This is a genomic window from Sporosarcina koreensis, assembly GCF_001531445.1.
Classification (GTDB): Bacteria; Bacillota; Bacilli; order Bacillales_A; family Planococcaceae; genus Sporosarcina; species Sporosarcina koreensis_C.
On sequence record NZ_LQYA01000198.1, the window covers coordinates 20,891 to 41,343 of the forward strand.

13 protein-coding genes and 1 pseudogene are annotated in these 20,453 nt (G+C 34.4%); 9 read left to right on the plus strand and 5 right to left on the minus strand.

Going from position 1 to position 20,453, the window contains the following annotated elements; genetic code table 11:
- Window positions 1–177 (minus strand): annotated as a pseudogene (locus AWV70_RS23535) (IS5/IS1182 family transposase); the annotation flags it as partial.
- Window positions 178–1,098: 921 nt separating this feature from the next.
- On the opposite strand from AWV70_RS23535, the gene AWV70_RS18005 reads away from it, so the two are divergent.
- Window positions 1,099–3,519 carry an NB-ARC domain-containing protein gene (locus AWV70_RS18005; RefSeq protein ID WP_060209920.1) on the plus strand — a complete coding sequence of 807 codons (2,421 nt, stop codon included), beginning with the start codon at window positions 1,099–1,101 and terminating at the stop codon, window positions 3,517–3,519.
- A gap of 911 nt (window positions 3,520–4,430) precedes the next feature.
- On the opposite strand, the gene AWV70_RS18015 is transcribed toward AWV70_RS18005, so the two are convergent.
- Window positions 4,431–5,051, minus strand: coding sequence for a hypothetical protein (locus AWV70_RS18015; RefSeq protein ID WP_082713697.1), 621 nt, complete (start codon window positions 5,049–5,051; stop codon window positions 4,431–4,433).
- A gap of 830 nt (window positions 5,052–5,881) precedes the next feature.
- On the opposite strand from AWV70_RS18015, the gene AWV70_RS18025 reads away from it, so the two are divergent.
- From AWV70_RS18025 to AWV70_RS18040, 4 genes are read left to right on the plus strand one after another with little or no spacing between them, the layout of a single operon-like run.
- Window positions 5,882–6,340 (plus strand): BglII/BstYI family type II restriction endonuclease, encoded by a 459-nt coding sequence (locus AWV70_RS18025; protein WP_060209923.1) that lies wholly within the window; start codon window positions 5,882–5,884, stop codon window positions 6,338–6,340.
- Window positions 6,341–6,354: 14 nt separating this feature from the next.
- Window positions 6,355–7,620 carry a hypothetical protein gene (locus AWV70_RS18030; protein ID WP_060209924.1) on the plus strand — a complete coding sequence of 422 codons (1,266 nt, stop codon included), beginning with the start codon at window positions 6,355–6,357 and terminating at the stop codon, window positions 7,618–7,620.
- A complete protein-coding gene (locus AWV70_RS18035) occupies window positions 7,621–9,396 on the plus strand; it encodes a DEAD/DEAH box helicase (RefSeq protein WP_060209925.1) in 1,776 nt (591 codons plus the stop codon). It begins immediately after the preceding gene.
- Window positions 9,397–9,398: 2 nt separating this feature from the next.
- Window positions 9,399–10,253 (plus strand): DUF3883 domain-containing protein, encoded by an 855-nt coding sequence (locus AWV70_RS18040; protein WP_060209926.1) that lies wholly within the window; start codon window positions 9,399–9,401, stop codon window positions 10,251–10,253.
- 106 nt (window positions 10,254–10,359) lie between these two features.
- Here AWV70_RS18040 and AWV70_RS18045 read toward each other — a convergent pair whose 3' ends face one another.
- Both AWV70_RS18045 and AWV70_RS18050 read right to left on the minus strand, forming a co-directional pair.
- Complete coding sequence (locus AWV70_RS18045; protein WP_060209927.1) at window positions 10,360–12,132, minus strand: AIPR family protein; 1,773 nt, start codon at window positions 12,130–12,132, stop codon at window positions 10,360–10,362.
- A 446-nt stretch (window positions 12,133–12,578) separates the two neighbouring features.
- Window positions 12,579–12,818, minus strand: a complete 240-nt coding sequence (locus AWV70_RS18050; protein ID WP_060209928.1) for a helix-turn-helix domain-containing protein — start codon at window positions 12,816–12,818, stop codon at window positions 12,579–12,581.
- 99 nt (window positions 12,819–12,917) lie between these two features.
- Here AWV70_RS18050 and AWV70_RS18055 point away from each other — a divergent pair, with 99 nt between their 5' ends.
- Window positions 12,918–14,396 (plus strand): DNA-methyltransferase, encoded by a 1,479-nt coding sequence (locus tag AWV70_RS18055; RefSeq protein ID WP_060209929.1) that lies wholly within the window; start codon window positions 12,918–12,920, stop codon window positions 14,394–14,396.
- A gap of 146 nt (window positions 14,397–14,542) precedes the next feature.
- Here the strand turns inward: AWV70_RS18055 and AWV70_RS23910 are convergent, their stop codons facing one another.
- Window positions 14,543–14,704, minus strand: coding sequence for a hypothetical protein (locus AWV70_RS23910; RefSeq protein ID WP_160327684.1), 162 nt, complete (start codon window positions 14,702–14,704; stop codon window positions 14,543–14,545).
- Window positions 14,705–15,908: 1,204 nt separating this feature from the next.
- On the opposite strand from AWV70_RS23910, the gene AWV70_RS18065 reads away from it, so the two are divergent.
- From AWV70_RS18065 to AWV70_RS18075, 3 genes are all read left to right on the plus strand, one after another.
- Window positions 15,909–18,020: a transglycosylase domain-containing protein gene (locus AWV70_RS18065; RefSeq protein ID WP_060209931.1), complete on the plus strand. Its 2,112-nt coding sequence runs from the start codon at window positions 15,909–15,911 to the stop codon at window positions 18,018–18,020.
- Between the two features lie 208 nt (window positions 18,021–18,228).
- On the plus strand, window positions 18,229–19,269 hold the full coding sequence (locus AWV70_RS18070; protein WP_060209932.1) for a threonine aldolase family protein: 1,041 nt from the start codon (window positions 18,229–18,231) through the stop codon (window positions 19,267–19,269).
- Between the two features lie 258 nt (window positions 19,270–19,527).
- Window positions 19,528–20,346, plus strand: coding sequence for a serine hydrolase domain-containing protein (locus tag AWV70_RS18075; protein WP_235588753.1), 819 nt, complete (start codon window positions 19,528–19,530; stop codon window positions 20,344–20,346).
- Window positions 20,347–20,453 lie beyond the last annotated feature (107 nt).

Genomic DNA, 20,453 nt, shown 5'->3' on the forward strand with positions numbered 1-20,453 from the left:
TACAGGATCTATGCTCGGTCTTCCAATGGTTGAGTAAAGATATTCAACTAATGGATAGATAAAGGAGAAATCAAGAGCCGCATCCAGTTTGCGCACCAGATGGTCTTGAGGAACCAACTGTTCTATGGTCAGCATTTCCAACTGTTCGCGTTCATTAATTTGATTCTTCGTCATCATATCCATCACCTCATTCATTTAATGGGAAACACTGTTGATTGGAGCGGAGAGCGGCGACTCCAGCGGGAACAGCGTGAGCTGAAGACCCTGGACTGAGCGCAGCGAAGGAAGCGGCTGAAGCCGTGCCTGCGGAACGCGTCCGATCGCAGTGGAAATCAACATTTCTAACTTTATCTCTATTTTAAAAGGAAAAAGACTGCAGGCAACACCAAAATTCAAGGTGTTTGTCTACAGTCTGAACCCTTGATTATCAAGGGTTTTTTCTTTTTCTCTGTTTCATCTGATTTCATATTTTATTTATCGAATTTAGTCAAAAGCGTATTCAATGCGCATCTGTCAATTTACATTCTCATTAAATCAGCGAACTGGTACAAATTTATAAGCTACTTTTCTAATGTGTGTATTGTTGTTTAGTGTCATTTTCATATCACTGTGTCCTAATCTATCTTGAACTTATTTTAGAGTACCAGCTTCTAATAATAATGAAACAATGTAGAAGACGTAATCCATGTGTTGTGATTGTGCCTGGCCCGTATTTTTTCTGCACATGTGTAATTATTTCAATGTTTTGAAGCTGAACCAGCACATTACGTTCATTGCTATATAGAAGCTGTATTGGCTATAGTGTATAGAAACCAAGTTTTAAATAATCTTGTTTTGCTTTTTCTTCCACTCTTTTAACACAGCCAGTTTTTCGTCATGTATCTATTTCTTTTTGTGGTACAATTCGTTATTTTTACCTCGTAAGGGGGCTTATTGTGTATTTCATTTGCTGTAAAGTTCAAGTAATCCCATATAAGAGCTAAAGCTTCATAGGATAAAATAAATTTTGTTTATTTTGAATATAAGGATATATATTACTTATGTAGGATTATAATGTTAATATATACATATTAATTACTTATATATACGGAGGTAAAAATGAATCTATTAGATTTAGTATCAAAAGAGCAACTTCTTAAGTATTATAATCTTCAACCCAAAACAGAACTCGATTGCTTTGACTTTAAAAGAGAGTTTAGTGTTAAAGGTAGTTCAGGTATAGAAATGGTCAAGGATATAGCCGCCTTTGCAAATAGTAAAGGAGGAACAATTATATTCGGTGTTACAAATGATTTTGAGTGGATTGGACTCGGAGAATCCAGTGACTCAGATATTGATGAGGCCGAAATAAATAAACTATGTGAAAAGTATATAGACGGAAAAGTAAATCTATCAATGGGTTTATATGAGATCGAAGAGTTGGAATTTCTAATAATGTACATTGAAGCTTCTTCAGAAATTTTACCTTTTAAAATTATTGGTCAATACGTAAAGAGTAATCGAAAAAATAAACAACAAGACAAAATTGTTTTTCGAGAAGGTGATGTTTTTTGTAGACGTGGTAGCCGAAGTATGAAAGCTAACTCACTCTTCTTTAAACAAAAAAAAATGAATTTCGAATTGCTCCATAATCTACCAAGTCCGCCTTATCATGATTTTATCGGTCGGAATAATCAGATAGATAAACTTCATGACTTGTTGATGCATAAAAACACCAGATTATTACAAGTTAATGGAATAGGAGGAATCGGTAAAACATCCTTAGTTTATTATTACTGTGAATTGCTACAGAAAAAAGAGTTTAATCATGATTTTGAATTTATTATTTGGATGAGTGGAAAACGCACTTATTTTACACCGAATGGCGAGAGAAAAATTAGTGATTTTATATCCTCATATCAAGATGTAATAAGCGAAATTTATAACTTTTTTCACAGAGATAAAATAAATGATGAAAATTCGGATGATTATGGTGATACTTTAATTGAAGTGCAGAGATTATTAGAAGAATATAAAATACTATTGGTAGTAGATAATTTAGAGACACTAATAGAAGAAGAGCTTATCAATTTTTTATTTAATATACCTTCGAATAGTAAGGTAATACTAACAACTAGAGAATCTATTGCTGATTTTCAAATGAGTATAATAACTTTACAAGGGTTTGAAGAAGATCAGGAATTTATTGATTTTCTTGAAAGAGAATATTCAAGAAGAACTGAAGATTCTTTTTCCGAATTATACGGTAAATACGCATCGGAAATTTATAAGTATACCAAAGGAATGCCGCTAGCTATTCAGCTAGTAGTTAATCAATTATCTTTAAACGCAGATATTAAAATAATTATACGGAGCCTTTCTAGGGGTAATACATACAACTCGCTTCTTGAGTTTTGTTTTATGGGCGTAATAGAAAGGTTAAATGAAGTTCAAAAAAGCGTGTTATATATATTAGCCCTTCCAGAAGTTGAACATTTTTTTACTATAGAAGACATAAATTTAATAGCTAATTACACGGATGACGATATTATGTTAGCTTTACAACAGTTGTCAAACTTCTCACTTTGCTATAAGGAAAAGCGAGAAGATGAGCGAGCTAGTTATGCAACACCCCATTTAGCAAAGCTTTATATAAGGGATTTCAAGTTTGAAAACGCTAAATTGTTGATAGAAAGGTATAGTGAATATTCACGTGAAATTATTCAAATTGCATCACACAGTGAACAATATATAAAGAAAACTGGTGCAAAAAACCATAGCGAAAAAATGGCAGCTTCAAAGATGGCTAATATAATGATGGTTTATTATAATCATGGTTATAATGAAGCAATGAAAATAATTGATAAATTAATTAGTGAAGTACCTCAATTTGGATATCTGTACTTTCAAAAGGGTTTTATAGAAAAAGAAGCAAAGATTACAAATTATAAAGAAGAGACAAATAAAGCATTTAGTATGGCTACAAGATTAAGTCCAGATCAAATATTTTATTGGATTGAATGGGCCTACTTTGCTTATGATGAAAAGCAATATTTCCAGAGTAAAAAATACTTTGAGGAAGCATTAAGACTTGATTCAAAATCGACTAGAGCTAACCATGGTTATGCAAAGACTTTAGCAACCTTGTATAAGAAGGGACGAGTATCACTAAATGATGCTCAAAAGGCAAGAGAACATTTTGAATTAGGTTATCATGAAGAACGTAATATAGTTTCTGAGGAACAGCAGGCAAATGCAATTAATGCACATGCATTTAGTAAGTTTTTATATTCAATCAATGATTTGGAAAATGCACTAAAAGAATGTGAAAGGGGTCTAAGATGCCAACCTTACAACGATAGGCTGAAATCTTTAAAAGGAGAAATAAAAAAGGCTAAAATTAATAAGAGTAAACCAGATAAACCTTCAGTTTTTGATAAAAAACAAAGAATGGAACCATATTCAAACTCTATTAAAGATAACATATCATCAAAAGATAAAGCCAAGCTAGAAACGCTTGCAAAACAACTTGATAATTAATATTTTTTTATATTTATAGCAACTATGATCGCATATTCACTTTATGCAACTCAATTGGAAACGGTGTGAAATTTACAAGGAAAGCGAAAAGTAATTTTCAATATATCAAACAGTAAAGTGAAGAAATGGAAAAGATATTACTAAATCGAATGGAGGCATAAATTCCCTTAAAGAAGATTTATGCTTCTTTTACTTATTATCTAAAATGGATCCTGAGTGAGCTGACTGATTCGATTGACACCACTTATTTATGAATTGTTGTATATCCCCTATAGCTATTGTCAAAAACGTTGAACTTATTAAAATATATATTGCTGACTTTCATAGTATATTTAATCTAGAAGAGAGGAGAGAGGATTTGGCGCTTTAGTTATTAACCCGAAAACCTCCTCTATCTGTAAAGAATATTGGTGCACTTTAGCTTTCATATATATTAGGGTTCGTAATTTGCGTAAGTCCCCCAAAAAACTGACACCCTTCGTCAATGCGTCGCTTACATCAGTTTTTAAGGGGATCTGGCTTACAAGCAAGTTTTCCTCCTGGTTCAATTTGAAGGGGTTAGCGTTTCAAACCATGTTATATATGACATCTTGTTGCCTAAGGAATCTTAATGGGGACAACGTTACCGTTAATACCTCCCTGCAAGAGCTGTATACAAGTCCCGAGCGGATATGTATCTAGTCCTTAGAAGTGTTTACCGAGCCTGTGGGCGTTGAGGATGAAGAGAGGAAAGCAGTGAAACATGTTGTCTGTTTGAATCTATTGGAGAGAATAACAATAACAAAAGGGATTACATGTATAAGTTGATAATACGCACAAGACCCTCTATTAATGTGTGATGGCCATTGTTTTGAGAATAGTTAAGTTGTAAGCCTTTGTTGATGCTTAAAGAATATCTTAATTTACAATTGCTATGTGATACCGAATCGCTTCCGTTGTGCCGTTGTCATAAATTTTGACACAAACTTTAGATCAATTGGACTAAGTTTGGCGATTTGTTCTTGTTCTCTCTCTTTTCTTAAACTCACCTTAACAACACTTTTAAATGCTTGCTTTCCCATATCATCGAGTGTTGGGTAAAAGTTGTGTAAATGCTTTAATTGATTAGGTGTTAACTTACCGTCTTTTTTAATTTGTTCTGCAATACTTTTATAAAATGTGTTGTTTGAATTAGCTAATCTTTTATCTAGTGCTTCACTCAAAATCTTTTTAAGATATTCGTTTTTATCCTTGGCCAAACGCTTACCATCAACAAGGATTCCCTTTGTGTCATAGAAATCATTTTTAAAATCGTTTGTGAATTTCTTGATACATTCCGAGCCGACAACCATTATTTTTCTGTTCGAACTATTCACAATGGTGTATTCATAGCGGATTTCTTCATGGTTACATAATTCACACTCTGCTTCACAATATTGATTGTCTTCTAATCCATTATAAAGCCATTCTTGACGTGCTTTATGGAAGTCCTCTTTTTCTTGGCTCTTTTTAAATAGGTTTTCCATTGCACGTTTTAACCAACTATTACTCATTGCTATCCCCTCCACACGTTTCTTGAGCTAACAAGGTATAATAATTTCCTCTCTAGTTATTTGGTCTATTCCCAAATAACTGAAAGTTATTTATATAATAATTCTAGCATAGTAGAATTCTGTTTAATAGAGAAGTAGTAAATATACAACAAATTGGAAATATCCTGGCTGGACTCCACCCCATGCAGTACACTTATTCACTTTTTCAAAGGAATAAATCGCAAGTAAAGGTGACTTTTATAAAAGAAATGTTTATGTCATTTGCGAAGACAGATATCTATTCTAATGCTATTACTAGACTTTTTAAGAGTAAGAGTAAGAGTAAGAGTAAGAGTAAGGGTATGGGAATAAAAAGCATTGATTTGCTAATAAAATCATAGAAAAACGACGAAAAGAAAACTATATATTAATGGATATATATGAGCTATAGCATACGTAATGGGGACTGTAGCTTTTTGTCGTTCACAATTATTAGTATAGAGCCTGTGTTTTTCATAGCGTACCTTTAAATTTACCAGTAACAGTCGTTAGGCCCCATTGTTAATCTGCATTAAAGTAAGTTCCGCTATCTCTTTTACAAAGATAGAATGGTGCGAGATGCGGATTGAGCGTAGTAATGCACCTAACTGCATCAAACACCTCCTAGTGCGTTTGATTATTGTTCATAATTGAGACTTTCTATAGGGACTTTAACATCCAGTATCTGTTATTGTATAGCTTCACAATGTATTTCATAGAATATTAATTATTTCAGTCTAACAAGTTTTAGAAAAATTATGGTAAAATCTTGTTAAGTAATTAGATCCCATTTGATTGAGGTGTAACCAACTATGAAATTATTCATATTTAATCATCCATTGGGAGCACAAGCAATACGAGATGAAATACTTAAACCTTTAATTGAATCATTGGAATCTATTCCTTTTGAAATTAACAAGGGATGCGCTTCCAGCTTGCGTGAAACTATAAAGCGCCAGATTCAATTACAAGGTTGGTCAGGAGAAACCAGAGTTGATAAATCTAACAATATAACAATAACTTCAATGAAAGATAATATTGGCTTATGTTTACAAACTGGTAATGTAGGAAGATTCTATGCTGATATGCTTAAGCTTCAGACACTTTATTTAAACGGGAAAATTGATGCTGGAATATATATAATTCCAACAAATAATGCGGCTAAAAAAATGGGCGGTAATTTAGCAAATTATGAGCGTTTTATAAGGGAATTGGATTTATATAAAAAGATTATAACAATACCCATACATGTAATTGGGATTGAAGACTAAGGGAGGAAATTAGAATGGAGTTAGGCTGGTCCTATCCTAGAAGAAGAGAAATAATTGATAAATTGAGAGCTAATGTAGTGGTAGATCAAAATAGACATCCTATTAACTTTCAAAATGAAAGAACATTTTTCCCTATATTTAAAGTATCTATAGATATGCCGAGATACCGTTTGTCAAATGGACGAACGCAAGCGGCACAAGAAGAATATTACACTATGCATGATTTGCCAGAAGATTTCTTTGAGAGAGATATTGAATCTGAAGATGCACACATAGCACAGCATGATATTTTAAAAACACAGTTAAAACATACTGGCATAGATTTACTTGATTACTTTACCAAGAATGGCCAGGAGGAACCGTTAATATTGGATAATAACGGTTTTGTTGTTAATGGGAATCGCAGATTACGTGCAATGAGGGAATTACATCAAATAGATAGTGGTAATGGAATACTGCCACCAAAATTTTCTCATATTGAAGTTATTGTTCTTCCACCATGTTCGGAAGAAGATATTCTTGAACTTGAAGGTAAATTACAAATCACCGAGGATATAAAAGCTGATTATGATTGGACTTCAGAAGGGTGTATGTATCGAGCCCTCCGAGATAAAAAGCATTTTTCAACTGAAAAAATTGCTGGTATTTACGATAAGAAAAAAGAATACATTGAGGATTTAATTCTTTTATTAACTTATGTGGATGAGTATCTTGAATCACGTAACCTTCCAAAACAATACCATCAAATTCAGGATGATAAATTTGCCTTTGAAGCAATTGTTAAAGGTAGGAAAAAATTAGACGACGAAGATAAGAAGGATATTTTCCAAACTATTTCCTTCTCGGTTTTAGATCCAGATCATCGTTTACCAGGTATGGGTAGACTACATGGATTCATTCCTAAAATTGCCGAAAATATTGATACTATTATTGAAAAAGCACAGCTAGAGTTTCCTTCAGAAGAACAAATTGAATTGAATGATGTCGGTTTAGATGATGGATTACTTGGTGATAGTTATTTTGAAGAAGACTTAATCAACTTAGCACAAACTCTGAATAAGGAAGAAAATCGTGAGAACGTAGTACAAGTAGTAAAGGATGTCATTGACGCTGAGGATGATAGAAGACAACGGTATACTGTAATTCAAAAAATTCAACGTGCAAATACTCTATTACAAGATGCAATAAATATGTTTGATGATGATACTGAACGTGAGGGCATAGATTTGCAATTAGAATCTATTGAAACGCATGTTGCAGAGTTGAAGGGGAAGCTGTAAATGTTGCATATTGAATATTTAGCGGATATACATTCAGCTCGAATAATAACTGATGATGAGCAACATATTGGATGGCATGAATTATGTAGAACTTGTAAGGAAAATGGAGAAGATGTTTCTTTTGACACTACAAAAACAATTACAATGCCTTGGTGGTCGTTTTTATCTACACGCCCCTCAATTAATAGGATTGTGCGTAAGAATAAAATAAAACTTACTGCAGATGAAGAAGCAACTAGGTTGTTAAGGTTATCATTGGCTAGGGAAAGAACGTATCAACAAGCAAGTGAAGGAGTTCAAGAGTTTTCCGAGGAAGAAGTAAAGCGCTTATTAACTGAGAAGGGGTTTCAGCGGAGACTTACACCCCAACAATTACGTAATGTGACGAGGCTAGCATCACTTACAGCAGGGGCAACATTTTCAGTTCCTGGTGCTGGTAAAACAACTGAAGGGCTAGCTTTATACTGTATAAAAAAAGAAGAAAATACAAAACTTCTTATCGTTGCACCAAAGAACGCCTTTACGGCTTGGGAGGAAACACTAAGTATATGTATGCCTGAAAGCTCTAATGTAGTTCGATTACGAGGGGGCTCAAGAAACGTAGCTCAATTATTGCAAGGTAACCCAGAAATTATGGTTATTACATATCAGCAACTTCCTAATGTTTTAACAGAAGTGGGGTCTTATTTAAGTACAGTTCCATTTTTTATGTATTTAGATGAAAGTCATAGAATTAAGAGAGGTAATAGTGGAGTTTATGGCAAAGCTGTTTTAAGTTTAGCCCATTTACCAGAACAAAAGTTAATAATGTCGGGAACACCGCTTCCAAATTCAACAGAAGACCTTGTTTCACAATTTAACTTTCTGTATCCAGAAGTGAAAGTTGATAAGGATTCTGTGGTGGGACATATACGTCCAGTTTATGTAAGAACAACCAAGAACGAATTAGGTCTGCCGCTTCCAAGATATTACTTTACCCCTATACAAATGAGTCTAGCACAACGTAGGTTGTATAATTTAATGAGAGATGAAGAATTACGTCAAGCAGAAATTTATTTAGCTCGGGATAGGAACAAATTAAGGACAATGGGTAGGAGTGCATTACGGTTACTACAAGTAGCTTCCAATCCATCTTTACTAGCAAACAGCGATTTCCAACACCATGAATTATTAAAAGATGTTTTACTGGAAGGAGATAGCCCGAAAATAAATTACATTTGTTCTCGTGCAAGACAGCTTGCGAGTGAAGGTAAAAAGGTAATCATTTGGTCAACCTTTGTCGAAAGTATCGAACAAATATCAAATAGGTTAAGAGACTTAGGCGCTGATTATATCCACGGTGGAGTTGATTCTGGTAGCGAAGATGTTAGCGATACAAGGGAAGCGAAAATAAAAAGGTTTCATGACGATCCAAACTGCTTTGTAATGGTAGCAAATCCAGCAGCAGCTGGGGAAGGGATAAGCCTCCACAAAGTTTGCCATTATGCTATTTATTTAGATCGTAGTTATAATGCGGCGCATTTTCTACAATCAGTTGACCGGATACACCGATTAGGATTATCTCCAGATCAAGAAACAATTGTAGAAATGATTGTTTCACCAGATAGTGTAGATGTCTCAGTTCATAGGAGGTTAGAAAATAAAATACACGTAATGTCTGATGTACTAAATGACGATTCCATTATGATAGAGCCTGAGTATGCAGACGAAGAGATAGATAATGGATTAAACGATGATGATATTCTAGACTTTATCAATCATTTGCGAGGACAATAGTTATGTCATTTTCAGTTGGTATTCTCTATTCTGTTCAGAAATTTTTGTTCTTCATTAACGAAACGGAAATTAAAGCAACGGAATTTTCCATCGCTTTCAATAGGTATGAATCGACTTCTTCGCAATTGGTATTGGAAGTAGCTGAAGGGTGTCAATGGATTCAACTTGATTTAGAAGGCAATCTTTCCGTTACTGCAAAAGGAAAGGAAATTCTAACACAAAGGGATATGCTCTATGCTTTAAGAGTACAATTAAAACATTTAATTGAAATGGTTAAACCATCTTGGTCATACCTTATTCATAAAGGGAGAAAAGAAGCCTTTCAATATTTCCCTTCCGATGTTAAGCAATGTTTCAAAGAAGCCGAGTTAATCAATTCATATAATAAAGATGTAATAAAATGGTGGGATATTCTCTCGTTGGCAGTGAGGGGACAGCAAAAAGATACACTGATGGAAATAGGAAGAACTGGTGAAGAATTGTCTTTGGAATATGAAAGAAACAGAGTGAAGAAAGAACCAATTTGGCAATCTATTGAATCAAATTTATCTGGATTTGATATATTATCAGTTGTTAGCTTGGAAGATTTGACACCATTGCGAATTGAAGTAAAAACGTCAACTAGGGTTTCAAATTCATTTAGCTTTTATCTATCAAGAAATGAATGGGATGTAGCTGAAGTATCTACTAATTTTCTGTTTCATTTATGGTTATTAAGTGATACCCCTGAGCTATTTATTTTGGATAAAAACGAGATGGTTAATCATATACCAACTAACTTAGGTAATGGTTCTTGGGAGAATGTAAAGATAACCTTTTCGCTGAAAGAGTTAAATAAACTAGATAAAAAGGAATGATTTTTCAATCATTCCTTTTTATCAGGCAATTTCTCTCTAATGTATAATGTTATAAGTATTTTTAATCAAAACACTCAATTAATAAAATGATAATTTATTTCAAGTGTTAATAATTATTTTGGAGTATATCTTCAAGATGATTTTTAAATTTTATTTGTATCAACTTTCTTGTATTAGAAAGCGCAGTTGAACTCCGGAAAGTACGAAGAGCATATTCTAGTATATCAATACTATGTAATATTTCTAAATTGTGATTTTTCACCATATGAAGTATATAAAATGCTTTTTGGTCTGAAACTGAATAATTCGAAGACTTATAATCCATTTTTATTCTTTCAGTAGATTTAATTAACTCTAATACTGTATCAAGATTTAAGTCATCTGGGAATATATCTGAATAAAACTCGTTAAACAATTTTTTCTTTTGACTACTAACTTTTTCTGGATTTCCTTTAGAGGCATAAATGATTTGAGCCAATTCTGCCATATCAATTCGAAGCTCTGGATTTTCAATTTCATTTCCAATATCTCCAGCTTTACGTGCATAGATGATATTATGTTGTTTTAAATGTTGTTCTATTTGAATTTGAATTTTACTAATGGATTTCAGATTCATATCTGAAATTGAATTCTGACTATTAGTATATTCAGCGATTAAATTCTTAAGATCACTATTAGTAGGAACTTTATATAACCTGAGTAGAACAAAAGATGTGAAAATAGGAGTTAGAATGCTGTTAATTTCCTCATCACTTTTATTATCCAATTCAATACTGTTAATAAAAGTGAAAATTGAGGAAACAGTTTGCCCACCGTTGACAATTTGGAAATTAGACAAGCTTACATCGAATTTATTTACTTGCCTAACAGATTCAATTGTTTCAGCAATCATAGTGACACCATTATTAAACAGGAAAAAATTATCAGGTGATTCTTTAAGGGTATCTATTATTTTTTTATTATAAGGTGTTTTTCCTAGAAATCCACGGACATTATCGTAAAGTAAAGATTGATCCATTTTTAATTTATGAGTGTTTTTCCACTTTTCGAATAAAGGATTTTTCTCATTAGGGAAATCGCTATTATCACAAGTTATTCGAATGAGTTCATTAATAGGAAGCTTAACAATTAAAGAAAGACTTGTAGTTTGAGCATCTAAATTAAATGAAATTAAGTCTTCTTGGGGGATAATAAATCCAGCTCTCTTGTTTTGATTTCTATAATCATAAAAGCCCATTATTTCGTCTAAAGTAATACTTTTAATATGGACGTTATAAAGTTTTTTTAAGCTTTCAATATAGTGAAGGCTATTTTCATGAATACCATTATTCTCATTTGAAACCATATATAAAGTTATGTTACAAATATACTTACTTTCACTATTAGTATATGTTTTTAGTATGTTTAGTATTTTGTGTGTGTATGTATTAACACTTTCATCTAAATTATTATCATCAGCAAATAAAATTTCTAAAAACTTTATACTTCTATTTATATCTCTATCACCAATATGACCGTCACTAAAGTTTCCTCTATATTTAAAATTAAATAAATTAATATCTACCTCAGAACTAGATAATTCAGATATATTTACAATATCTATCCCATAGTCATCCATTTGTTGGAAATTCAAGTCGCGAATCTTGTTTAAATAATTTACATCGATAATTTGTGTTAGTTTACCTTCAATGATTTCAAAATCATTGTTTTCTAAATCAGCTTGGAACCCTAATACATTTTCCATTATAAGATGATAGAACCCATATCTAGCGGTATTTATATCATCAAGATTTAATTCATCAAGTCTTTCTTTCAATAAAAGCTTAATTAACTTTTTACTATTGTCTCGAACAATTTTGTAGTCATTTAATGTTGCCATAATTCGTCCCTCCAGAATTTAATCTACGTCTATACCAACTACTAATACTGGAATATCTAAATTAGAAACTCCTCGATTTTTTAAGTCCTAAATAATTTGTTCATGGAAACTCCTGTAGACACATCTGAAGAAGTTTTCAAAGGGATAATTTCAATTCCTAAATTAATATATCCTTGTGGATGAAAAATCTGCATCTAAAGCGTACTTTCCAGATTGAACCTGGGCACCTAGTTTGTTTTTACGAAATCCTTCCTCGAAATGCTTTTGTTACGGACATTTCTGGGTGGGAAGGATTATAGATTGCATTGTGTTTTTACTTATCCCATACAAGTGGTTTTAATACTAGTAAGTTATATAGTTATAGGTGCTTATTTGTTGTGTAGTTCAATAGACCTCTTTAAATTCCTTTGAGTAGTTGTTTACAAACGAATACACTGCACCCATTATTAGTCATCCTTTTTCTTTAGTAGCCCGTCAACTGAAACAGATAGTATTTCTGCAATTGCTACTAATTCAATGTCAGTTACTTCTCTTGTTAGATTTTCTATTTTTGATATCATAGGTCTATCTAAGTTAGTCCCAGAAGTAAGTAATCGTGCAGAGAGTTCTTCTTGTGTGATATGCTTTTCTTTTCTAATTCTTTTTAGGTTTCTACCTATTAAATTTCGGTTATTTATACTCATCATATTTAAGACACCCTATTTTAAAAGTTATGTATATTTGATTTTAGTACAAAAATAATGTTAAAATGTGTTATAACCACACATTTGGAGGTTTTCGTAAAAATGTTAAATCCTGTTAATGATTTAGATATGGTAAATTTAAATGAATATATAAATGCTAGTTCATTATTTATAAAAGAATACTTCTCTAATCACGAGCCATTTGTTGATTTAATTGTTACTTCCCCGCCATATTGGGATATGAAAGAATACGGAGATGTAAAAGAACAAACAGGCTTTGGTCAAGAATATGAAGCTTATTTGGCGGATATAAGAAAAATTTTTGAAGGAGTACATCATATTTCTAAAGATAGTGCTACGATGTTTGTTATTGTAGACACAATGAAACGGGACGGAAAAATGGTAAGATTGCCAGATGATATAGCTAGAGAGCTTGAAAGTATTGGTTGGATACATCAAGATACTATTATTTGGGATAAAGGAAAAACTTTGCCTTGGTCTAGAAAAGGGCAAATGCGGAATGTATTTGAGTATGTCTTAATGTTTACTAAAGAAAACTCTACAATTTATAAATATTATATCGATAGAATTAAAACTACTGAACAATTAAAGGAATGGTGGATAGATTATCCTGAAAGATACAGTCCACAAGGAAAAGTACCTGATAATATTTGGGAGTTTTACATTCCAACTCAAGGTAGCTGGGGAAGTAAAAAAAAATTTGGTGAAGAGGAATTTAGACATGCTTGCCCATTCCCACCAGAAATGATGGCAAGATTAATTTTACTTTCAACGGATGAAAATGATGTTGTATTTGATCCATTTGCTGGCACAGGAGTTTTCCTTGCTACTGCTGAAAAAATGAATCGTAGATATTTAGGTTTTGATACTAACCCAGATTACAAAAAAGTATTTGAAGTTGTAACTAAGCAATTGATTGAAGAAAAGTGGGTAGAAATTGACACTTATTATAAATACCAGGAACGTTTAAAAACAATTTTAGAAGAATCTATCTATAAATTAAGGGTGCTAAAATATCCAAAGGCGGTTGTAAAAAGACTTAGAAATGAGAATAAAAAAAATGTTGATTTAGTTCCTAATGACTTTGGTTTAATTATCGCTATTGAAAAGGAACTTCCAGAAAATGAAGTTGTTTTAAAGAATAAAACAACTGGAAAAATAGATTATTATTTTGTTTGGAATGATTCAGAAACATTAGAGCGGGCTAGAGCTCAAATTAATAATATTGTTTCAAAAGCTCCATTCACTAAATATGGGTTGATTACTAACATAAATGTAATTACCATAGATGGGTTAATTGAGTTTAAGCATACTCTACCAACGAATTTAAGTTTATATTCTAATGGTAATACTTCAGATGAACATTCTAAAGTTGAATTAGATAAGATAATTTTACTACTTCAATCTGATGGATTAGAATCGGCATTTGATAAAGATGTCCCTCCTGTAATAAGCAACATTTCAATTAAATATAGTGATTATGAAATGTTACCTGCTGAAAAGTATGAAAAAAAGGGCTATAGCAAAGAGAATGATCAATTAAAACTAATTTTAAAATAAATGGGGGCGAAAGCCTTCTTTTTTAATTTAAAGTTATAAAAACATTACTTCTTCAAACTTTAAAAGATAGAGGTGAGGGGGCAATTGTGCGGTCATTGTCCTTTGACGAAGACGACTGCTACCACTTCCACACCACGCAGAAAAGCTCAACTCAGGTTGGAGACAATTCCATGAACGCCAATTTGCTGGTGCTCAAAGTTGTTAGAATGGTGGGCAACTTTAATCGTCGCACAGTTTTGATCGAAATTTGATTGTTCGCCATGTTGAATGTCGAAGGCATTAGCCTTTGGGAATGCTTGGCCATTCACGTACCTGCCGCTTTGGCCTGTCCTTTCAATCTGTACATAAGCGACGCCTTTTCTTTTTAGGTTCTTCTCTTGGGCATATTCGCTTCCTTGCCATCATACCCATCGGCAAAGTGTCTTTCGCTTGCTTCGTTCCAGTGTTGGACAAAGTTATGGTGGACATCAACTAGACAAGGCCCTTTCAGTTCTATAAAGACATCATGGTTTTGACAAAGGGAAAGTTTCCCTCCGTAGTGGGCTCAATAAAATTCGTTATATCAGTAAGATATAATAAAAAAATGGCAATGGGAGAGGTTCACCTCTTCCATCCAGCTGTATTTCATATCATCATTTACTTTCAAAGTCACAATCATTAATGGAATCAACTTTATTTTTATGCTTAACTTCATAAATCAACCAAACGATCGAGAAAAGGGGGAGACCGATATAGGAAACGAGTGCGCTATTCCAATCGATTTCATCGCTCGTAAAGGCTTGGATTTTTTGTTCGGCAATGATGAAGATACATAGGACCTGGACCAACAAAGGACCGAATAGAAACCATTTTTCGCGATTAGGAAGATCCTACAGATTACCGCCTTGCGCAATATAAGGTTTTCTAAAACGGTAAAGACTGATTGCAATCCCAAGTCAAGTCAAAATCCAGCCATCCCCCATGCGTTTAATAACCAGCACCAAACTATACCGTCCCCGAATAATGTGGATAGGAAGGCAAGGGAGCCGACTATTTTGAGGCGATCAACGAATTGAACCGGCAAGCCTCTTCATCCAACCCTTAGGACTTCGGCGCTTTCCCATTGTGCGCCAAATCCCAAAGCATACGTGTGGACGCATATATGAGTTACCCGCAGATATTATGGCCGTCAAAATGATGGTTCATAACGTAAGCAGCAAAAGTAAATCCAACCCGTTCAAGAAGGAATTGTGAAAGGACTGACAGAAACCGACCACTCAATAATCGTGCATCTGTATATAGAGCTATCAATTTCAAACACCTCTTAAACTATTTAGATTTTGAAAATAATACGTTTTATGTCATGGTTTCCGTGTTTTAACGATCTTCTGAAACAATAGAAGGATAAAGAAATGCGAAACCTCGGTTATCGTTATGGGGTGGTAGATTTTTCATGTTGTAATTCATTTAGTTTTCTCCTTTCCAATATGCTAAACTTGTTGTCCGAAAGGCAATCAAGAAGGTGGAATTCATATGGGAAGAATTGAACATAAGCAGCAACAGAAACGATTGAATAAAGGGAAGAAATGGTCAAACATTAAAAAACCTTTCCGAATACTATTATTCGTAATGCTACTTGTAGTCCTTTGTGGATTATTAATGGTGAATCACTTAATTTCATCAAGTGATGTGAGTAAACTAGAAGAACCTGAACCAAGACCGACATTTATTTACGATCAAAACGGAGAGATCGTTAGTAAGATTTCGAATTCCAACATTGAAGGAGTTCGTCTAGACCAAATACCAAAAGAGTTGATTGAAGCAGTGATCTCTGTTGAGGATCAACAATTTTATAAACATCATGGGATTAATTATTTTGGGATTGCGCGGGCATTTACTCAAAACCTATTAAAAGGTGAGGTTGTGGCTGGTGGGAGTACAATCACTCAACAGCTTACCAAAAATGCATTTTTAACGCAGGAACGTACATACTCTCGTAAATTCAAAGAATTGCTTATAGCGAGGAAAATTGAGAGAACGTATTCAAAAGATGACATACTGGAACGCTACCTGAATCAAATCTATTTAGGCGAAGGGGCATGGGGTGTTCAACGAGCTGCGCAAATTTACTTTGGAAAAGATGTAAGCGAGTTATCGTTAAGCGAATCCGCTACATTGGCGGGTTTAATTAAAGCACCTTCCCATTTATCACCTTATAAAAACATGGAAAAGTCGGTGCAACGACGTAACATTGTTTTATCGTTAATGAAAAATGAAAAGTATATTAGTCAAGCGGAGTTCGATGAAGCGGTCGGACAAGAAATTGTGTTAGCTGATTCAACACTGCCGAATTATGAAGGGAAGTATCCTTATTATATTGACCATATCATTGATGAGGCGGTTAACAAGTACGGACTAACGAAAAATGAAGTGCTGTCTGGAGGATTACATATATATACAGCGTTAAATCCTGTCATCCAAGATGCCCTTGAAGAAGTCTATCAGGATGATCGTTATTTTCCGGAGAGTAAGCCGGATCAACTCATTCAAAGCGCTTCAGTCTTCTTGAATCCTAAAACGGGTGGAATTAGTGCCTTGGTTGGGGGCAGAGGGGAATATACGTATGCACGCTTTAATAATGCGACCGAGCTCGTTAGACAACCGGGATCGACTTTGAAACCGCTTGTCTACACTGCTGCGTTGGAGCAAGGCTATCATATTTCGGATTTGCTCGTTGATGAACCAATTAACATTAATGGATATTCCCCGCAAAATTTCGATCATAAATTTAGAGGGCAAGTGACGATGTACGATGCAGTCGCTCAATCGTATAATATCCCTCCTGTCTGGCTCTTGAATAACATCGGAATTGAAAATGGTGTGCGCGCCGTAGAGCGGTTCGGAATCCCATTGGAAGAACAAGATCATAATCTTGGCCTGGCATTAGGGGGCTTGCACAAAGGTACTTCACCCCTGCGTATGGCTCAAGCTTTTTCTACATTCGCGAATGATGGGATCATGATGGAAGCCCATGCGATTATCGAAATAAAAAATTCAGAAGGCAAAGTCATTGGAAAATGGCATGAACAGTCTGAAGAAGTAACAGATGCTGAAGTTGCCCAGCAAATGACTTATATGCTGCAAGGCGCAGTCGAAGAAGGTACGGCCAAGAAAGCTCAGATTTCAGGAATGGAAGTTGCCGGCAAAACAGGTACTACTCAGCTGCCATTCACGGGTTTGGATGGATCGAAGGATCATTGGTTCGTCGGATATACGCCAGACATCGTGGGTGCGGTTTGGCTAGGTTATGATAAAACGGATGCCGAACATTACTTGACTTCTACGAGTAGTTTCACAGCACCTCCAATTTTCGGGCAAGTCTTATCAAGATCAATGAGTGAATACCCTACGAAGAAATTTGATTTACCATTAATCGCGAAAATGAAAAAAAATCTAGAGGAACAGAAAAATAAGTTAAAGGAGAGAAAACAAAAGCAAGAAGAAGAGAAAAGGAAACAGAAGGAGAAAGAAGAGAAGGAAAAGAAAAAAAGAGAGAAGAAGGACAAGAAGAAAAGAGAGAAAGAACGGAAAAAGAGAGAGAAGAAGGAAAAGAAAGAAAAGAAGAAGCGAGAAAAAGAAAAATAAAGAAGACAAGTGAAGACTAAAAAACCTTCTCTAATCATTAAACAAGATGATTGGAGAAGGTTTTTTCTTGAGGAGTAAAGTACATACATCAAGGAAAAGAATGATACGCTTGTCTCTATGACAAAGATATACTTAATTTTATTTTCAGAAGAAGATATACTTAAAACTAGGTTTTAACGAAACTACTGCAAAGGTGGATGGATAATAAATGATACGTTTTGAAAGTGACTATTTAGAAGGTGCACATGAACAAATTCTGAATCGACTAATGGAAACCAATGAAGTACAGACGCCTGGATATGGGATGGATGACTATTGTGAAAGGGCCAGGGGGTATATTCAAAAAGCGTGTAATATGGAGAATGCAGATGTACATTTCTTAGTTGGTGGAACACAAGCAAATACTACGATTATCTCTTCCATATTGCGCCCGCATCAAGGGGCCATTTCAGCGATAACTGGTCATATTGCAGGACATGAAACGGGAGCAATTGAAGCGACTGGACATAAAGTGCTTACGTTGCCGAGTGATGATGGGAAGATTAATGCAAAACAAGTAAAAGAATTGTATGATGCCCACTGGAACGATGCCACTCATGAACATATAGTACAGCCGGGTTTGGTTTACATTTCACATCCTTCCGAGAATGGGACGACTTACAGTAAATCTGAACTGGAGGAATTAAGCACAGTCTGCCGGGAATGTGGCTTGCCATTATTTATGGATGGCGCTCGATTAGGGTATGGCCTGGCTGCAAAAGACAACGATCTATCTCTAAGCGATATCGCAAGACTTTGTGATGTGTTCTATATCGGCGGAACGAAACTCGGAGCATTGTTTGGGGAAGCTGTTGTCATCTTAAATGATGACCTTAAAAAAGACTTTCGGTATATGATCAAACAAAAAGGAGGATTGCTCGCTAAGGGGCGTTTATTAGGGATTCAGTTTGAAACTTTGTTTGAAGATGGATTATACTATGAGATTTCTAAGCATGCTGTAGACTTGGCGATGATGATTCGAGAAGCGTTTGTTGAAAAAGGGTATTCATTAAGATATGACTCCAAGACAAATCAACAATTCCCTATTTTGCCGAATAATGTGTTGAGTAAATTGGGCGAGAAGTATTCATTTTCCTATTGGGAGAAATTCGATGATACGCATAGTGTTGTGAGATTTTGTACGAGTTGGGCTACGAAAAAGGAAAATGTTGAACAATTGATTGAAGATATTAGAAATCTGGATTGTTAATTGAAGGCTTCCCATTAGTTCGATGAACTTTTGGGAAGCCTTTTTTTCTGCATGCAAATAGACATCAATTAATATAATCAAACAGTCTATTAGAAGGGACGTTAGAAACGAATGGTGACTAACAAATACGATGAAATATTTAGCCGTGTAGTGAAATCAAAGAAAATACATGAGTCTGTTCTATTTATCCAAAATGGAAATGGGGATTTTTCATACAAAAATGAGTACGGGGGCAAGAGCATAGATGAACCATTACTCATGGCAAGTATTACGAAGTTGTTTACAACAACATGCATTTTAATATTGCTCGAGCAAGGTAAACTGTCATTCGATGATAAAGTGACACGTTTTTTCGATCATGGGAATCTTAGTGGACTCCACCATTATAAAGGACAGGAATATACTCCGAAATTAACAATAGCCCATTTGTTGTTTCAGACAAGTGGGTTACCGGATGTATCTGAGGAAGGTAAAAATAATCTTCGAAAACTTGTACTCCAGGAAGATATGAACATCACAATTGATGAATTAATAGCATTGACTAAAGAGATGAAACCACACTTTGCACCTGACACATTGAATAAATCACATTATGCGGATATCAACTTTGATATCCTTGGCAAGATTATCGAATCCGCTACAAATTCCTCATTGAAAGATGTCTTTAAGGAGTTCATTTTTAAACCTTTGGGACTTAAGAAAACATATTTACCAATAGATGAGGATGATTTCATTCCTAATGTTTATTATAAAAATAAAGCACTTTCCCTTCCGAAGTATTTAAAAAGCTGTCCTGCGAGTGGAGGGGCAATTAGCACTGCCCGCGAAATGATGGTCTTTATTAAAGCGTTTTTTGGAGGTGGATTATTTAATAAAGATATTTTCCATCAGTTGGAGAACTATAAAAAGTTGCAAATCACTTTTTATCCCATTCAATATGGCGGTGGCTATATGCGAATCCCATTAGGCGGACTTTCAGTGCTTTTTATGGGTAAGGGGGAATTGATTGGGCATTCGGGCTCGACAGGTTCTTTTGCTTTTTATTATCCAGAGAAGGATCTGTTTTTTTGTAGGTGATGTAAACCAAGCTGCAAATCCAGCAACAGCAATACGATTGGCAATGCGGCTTGCTGTTTCAAGTGAATAAAACGAACTTGGAGCTGACAATGGTACAATGAGAAAAA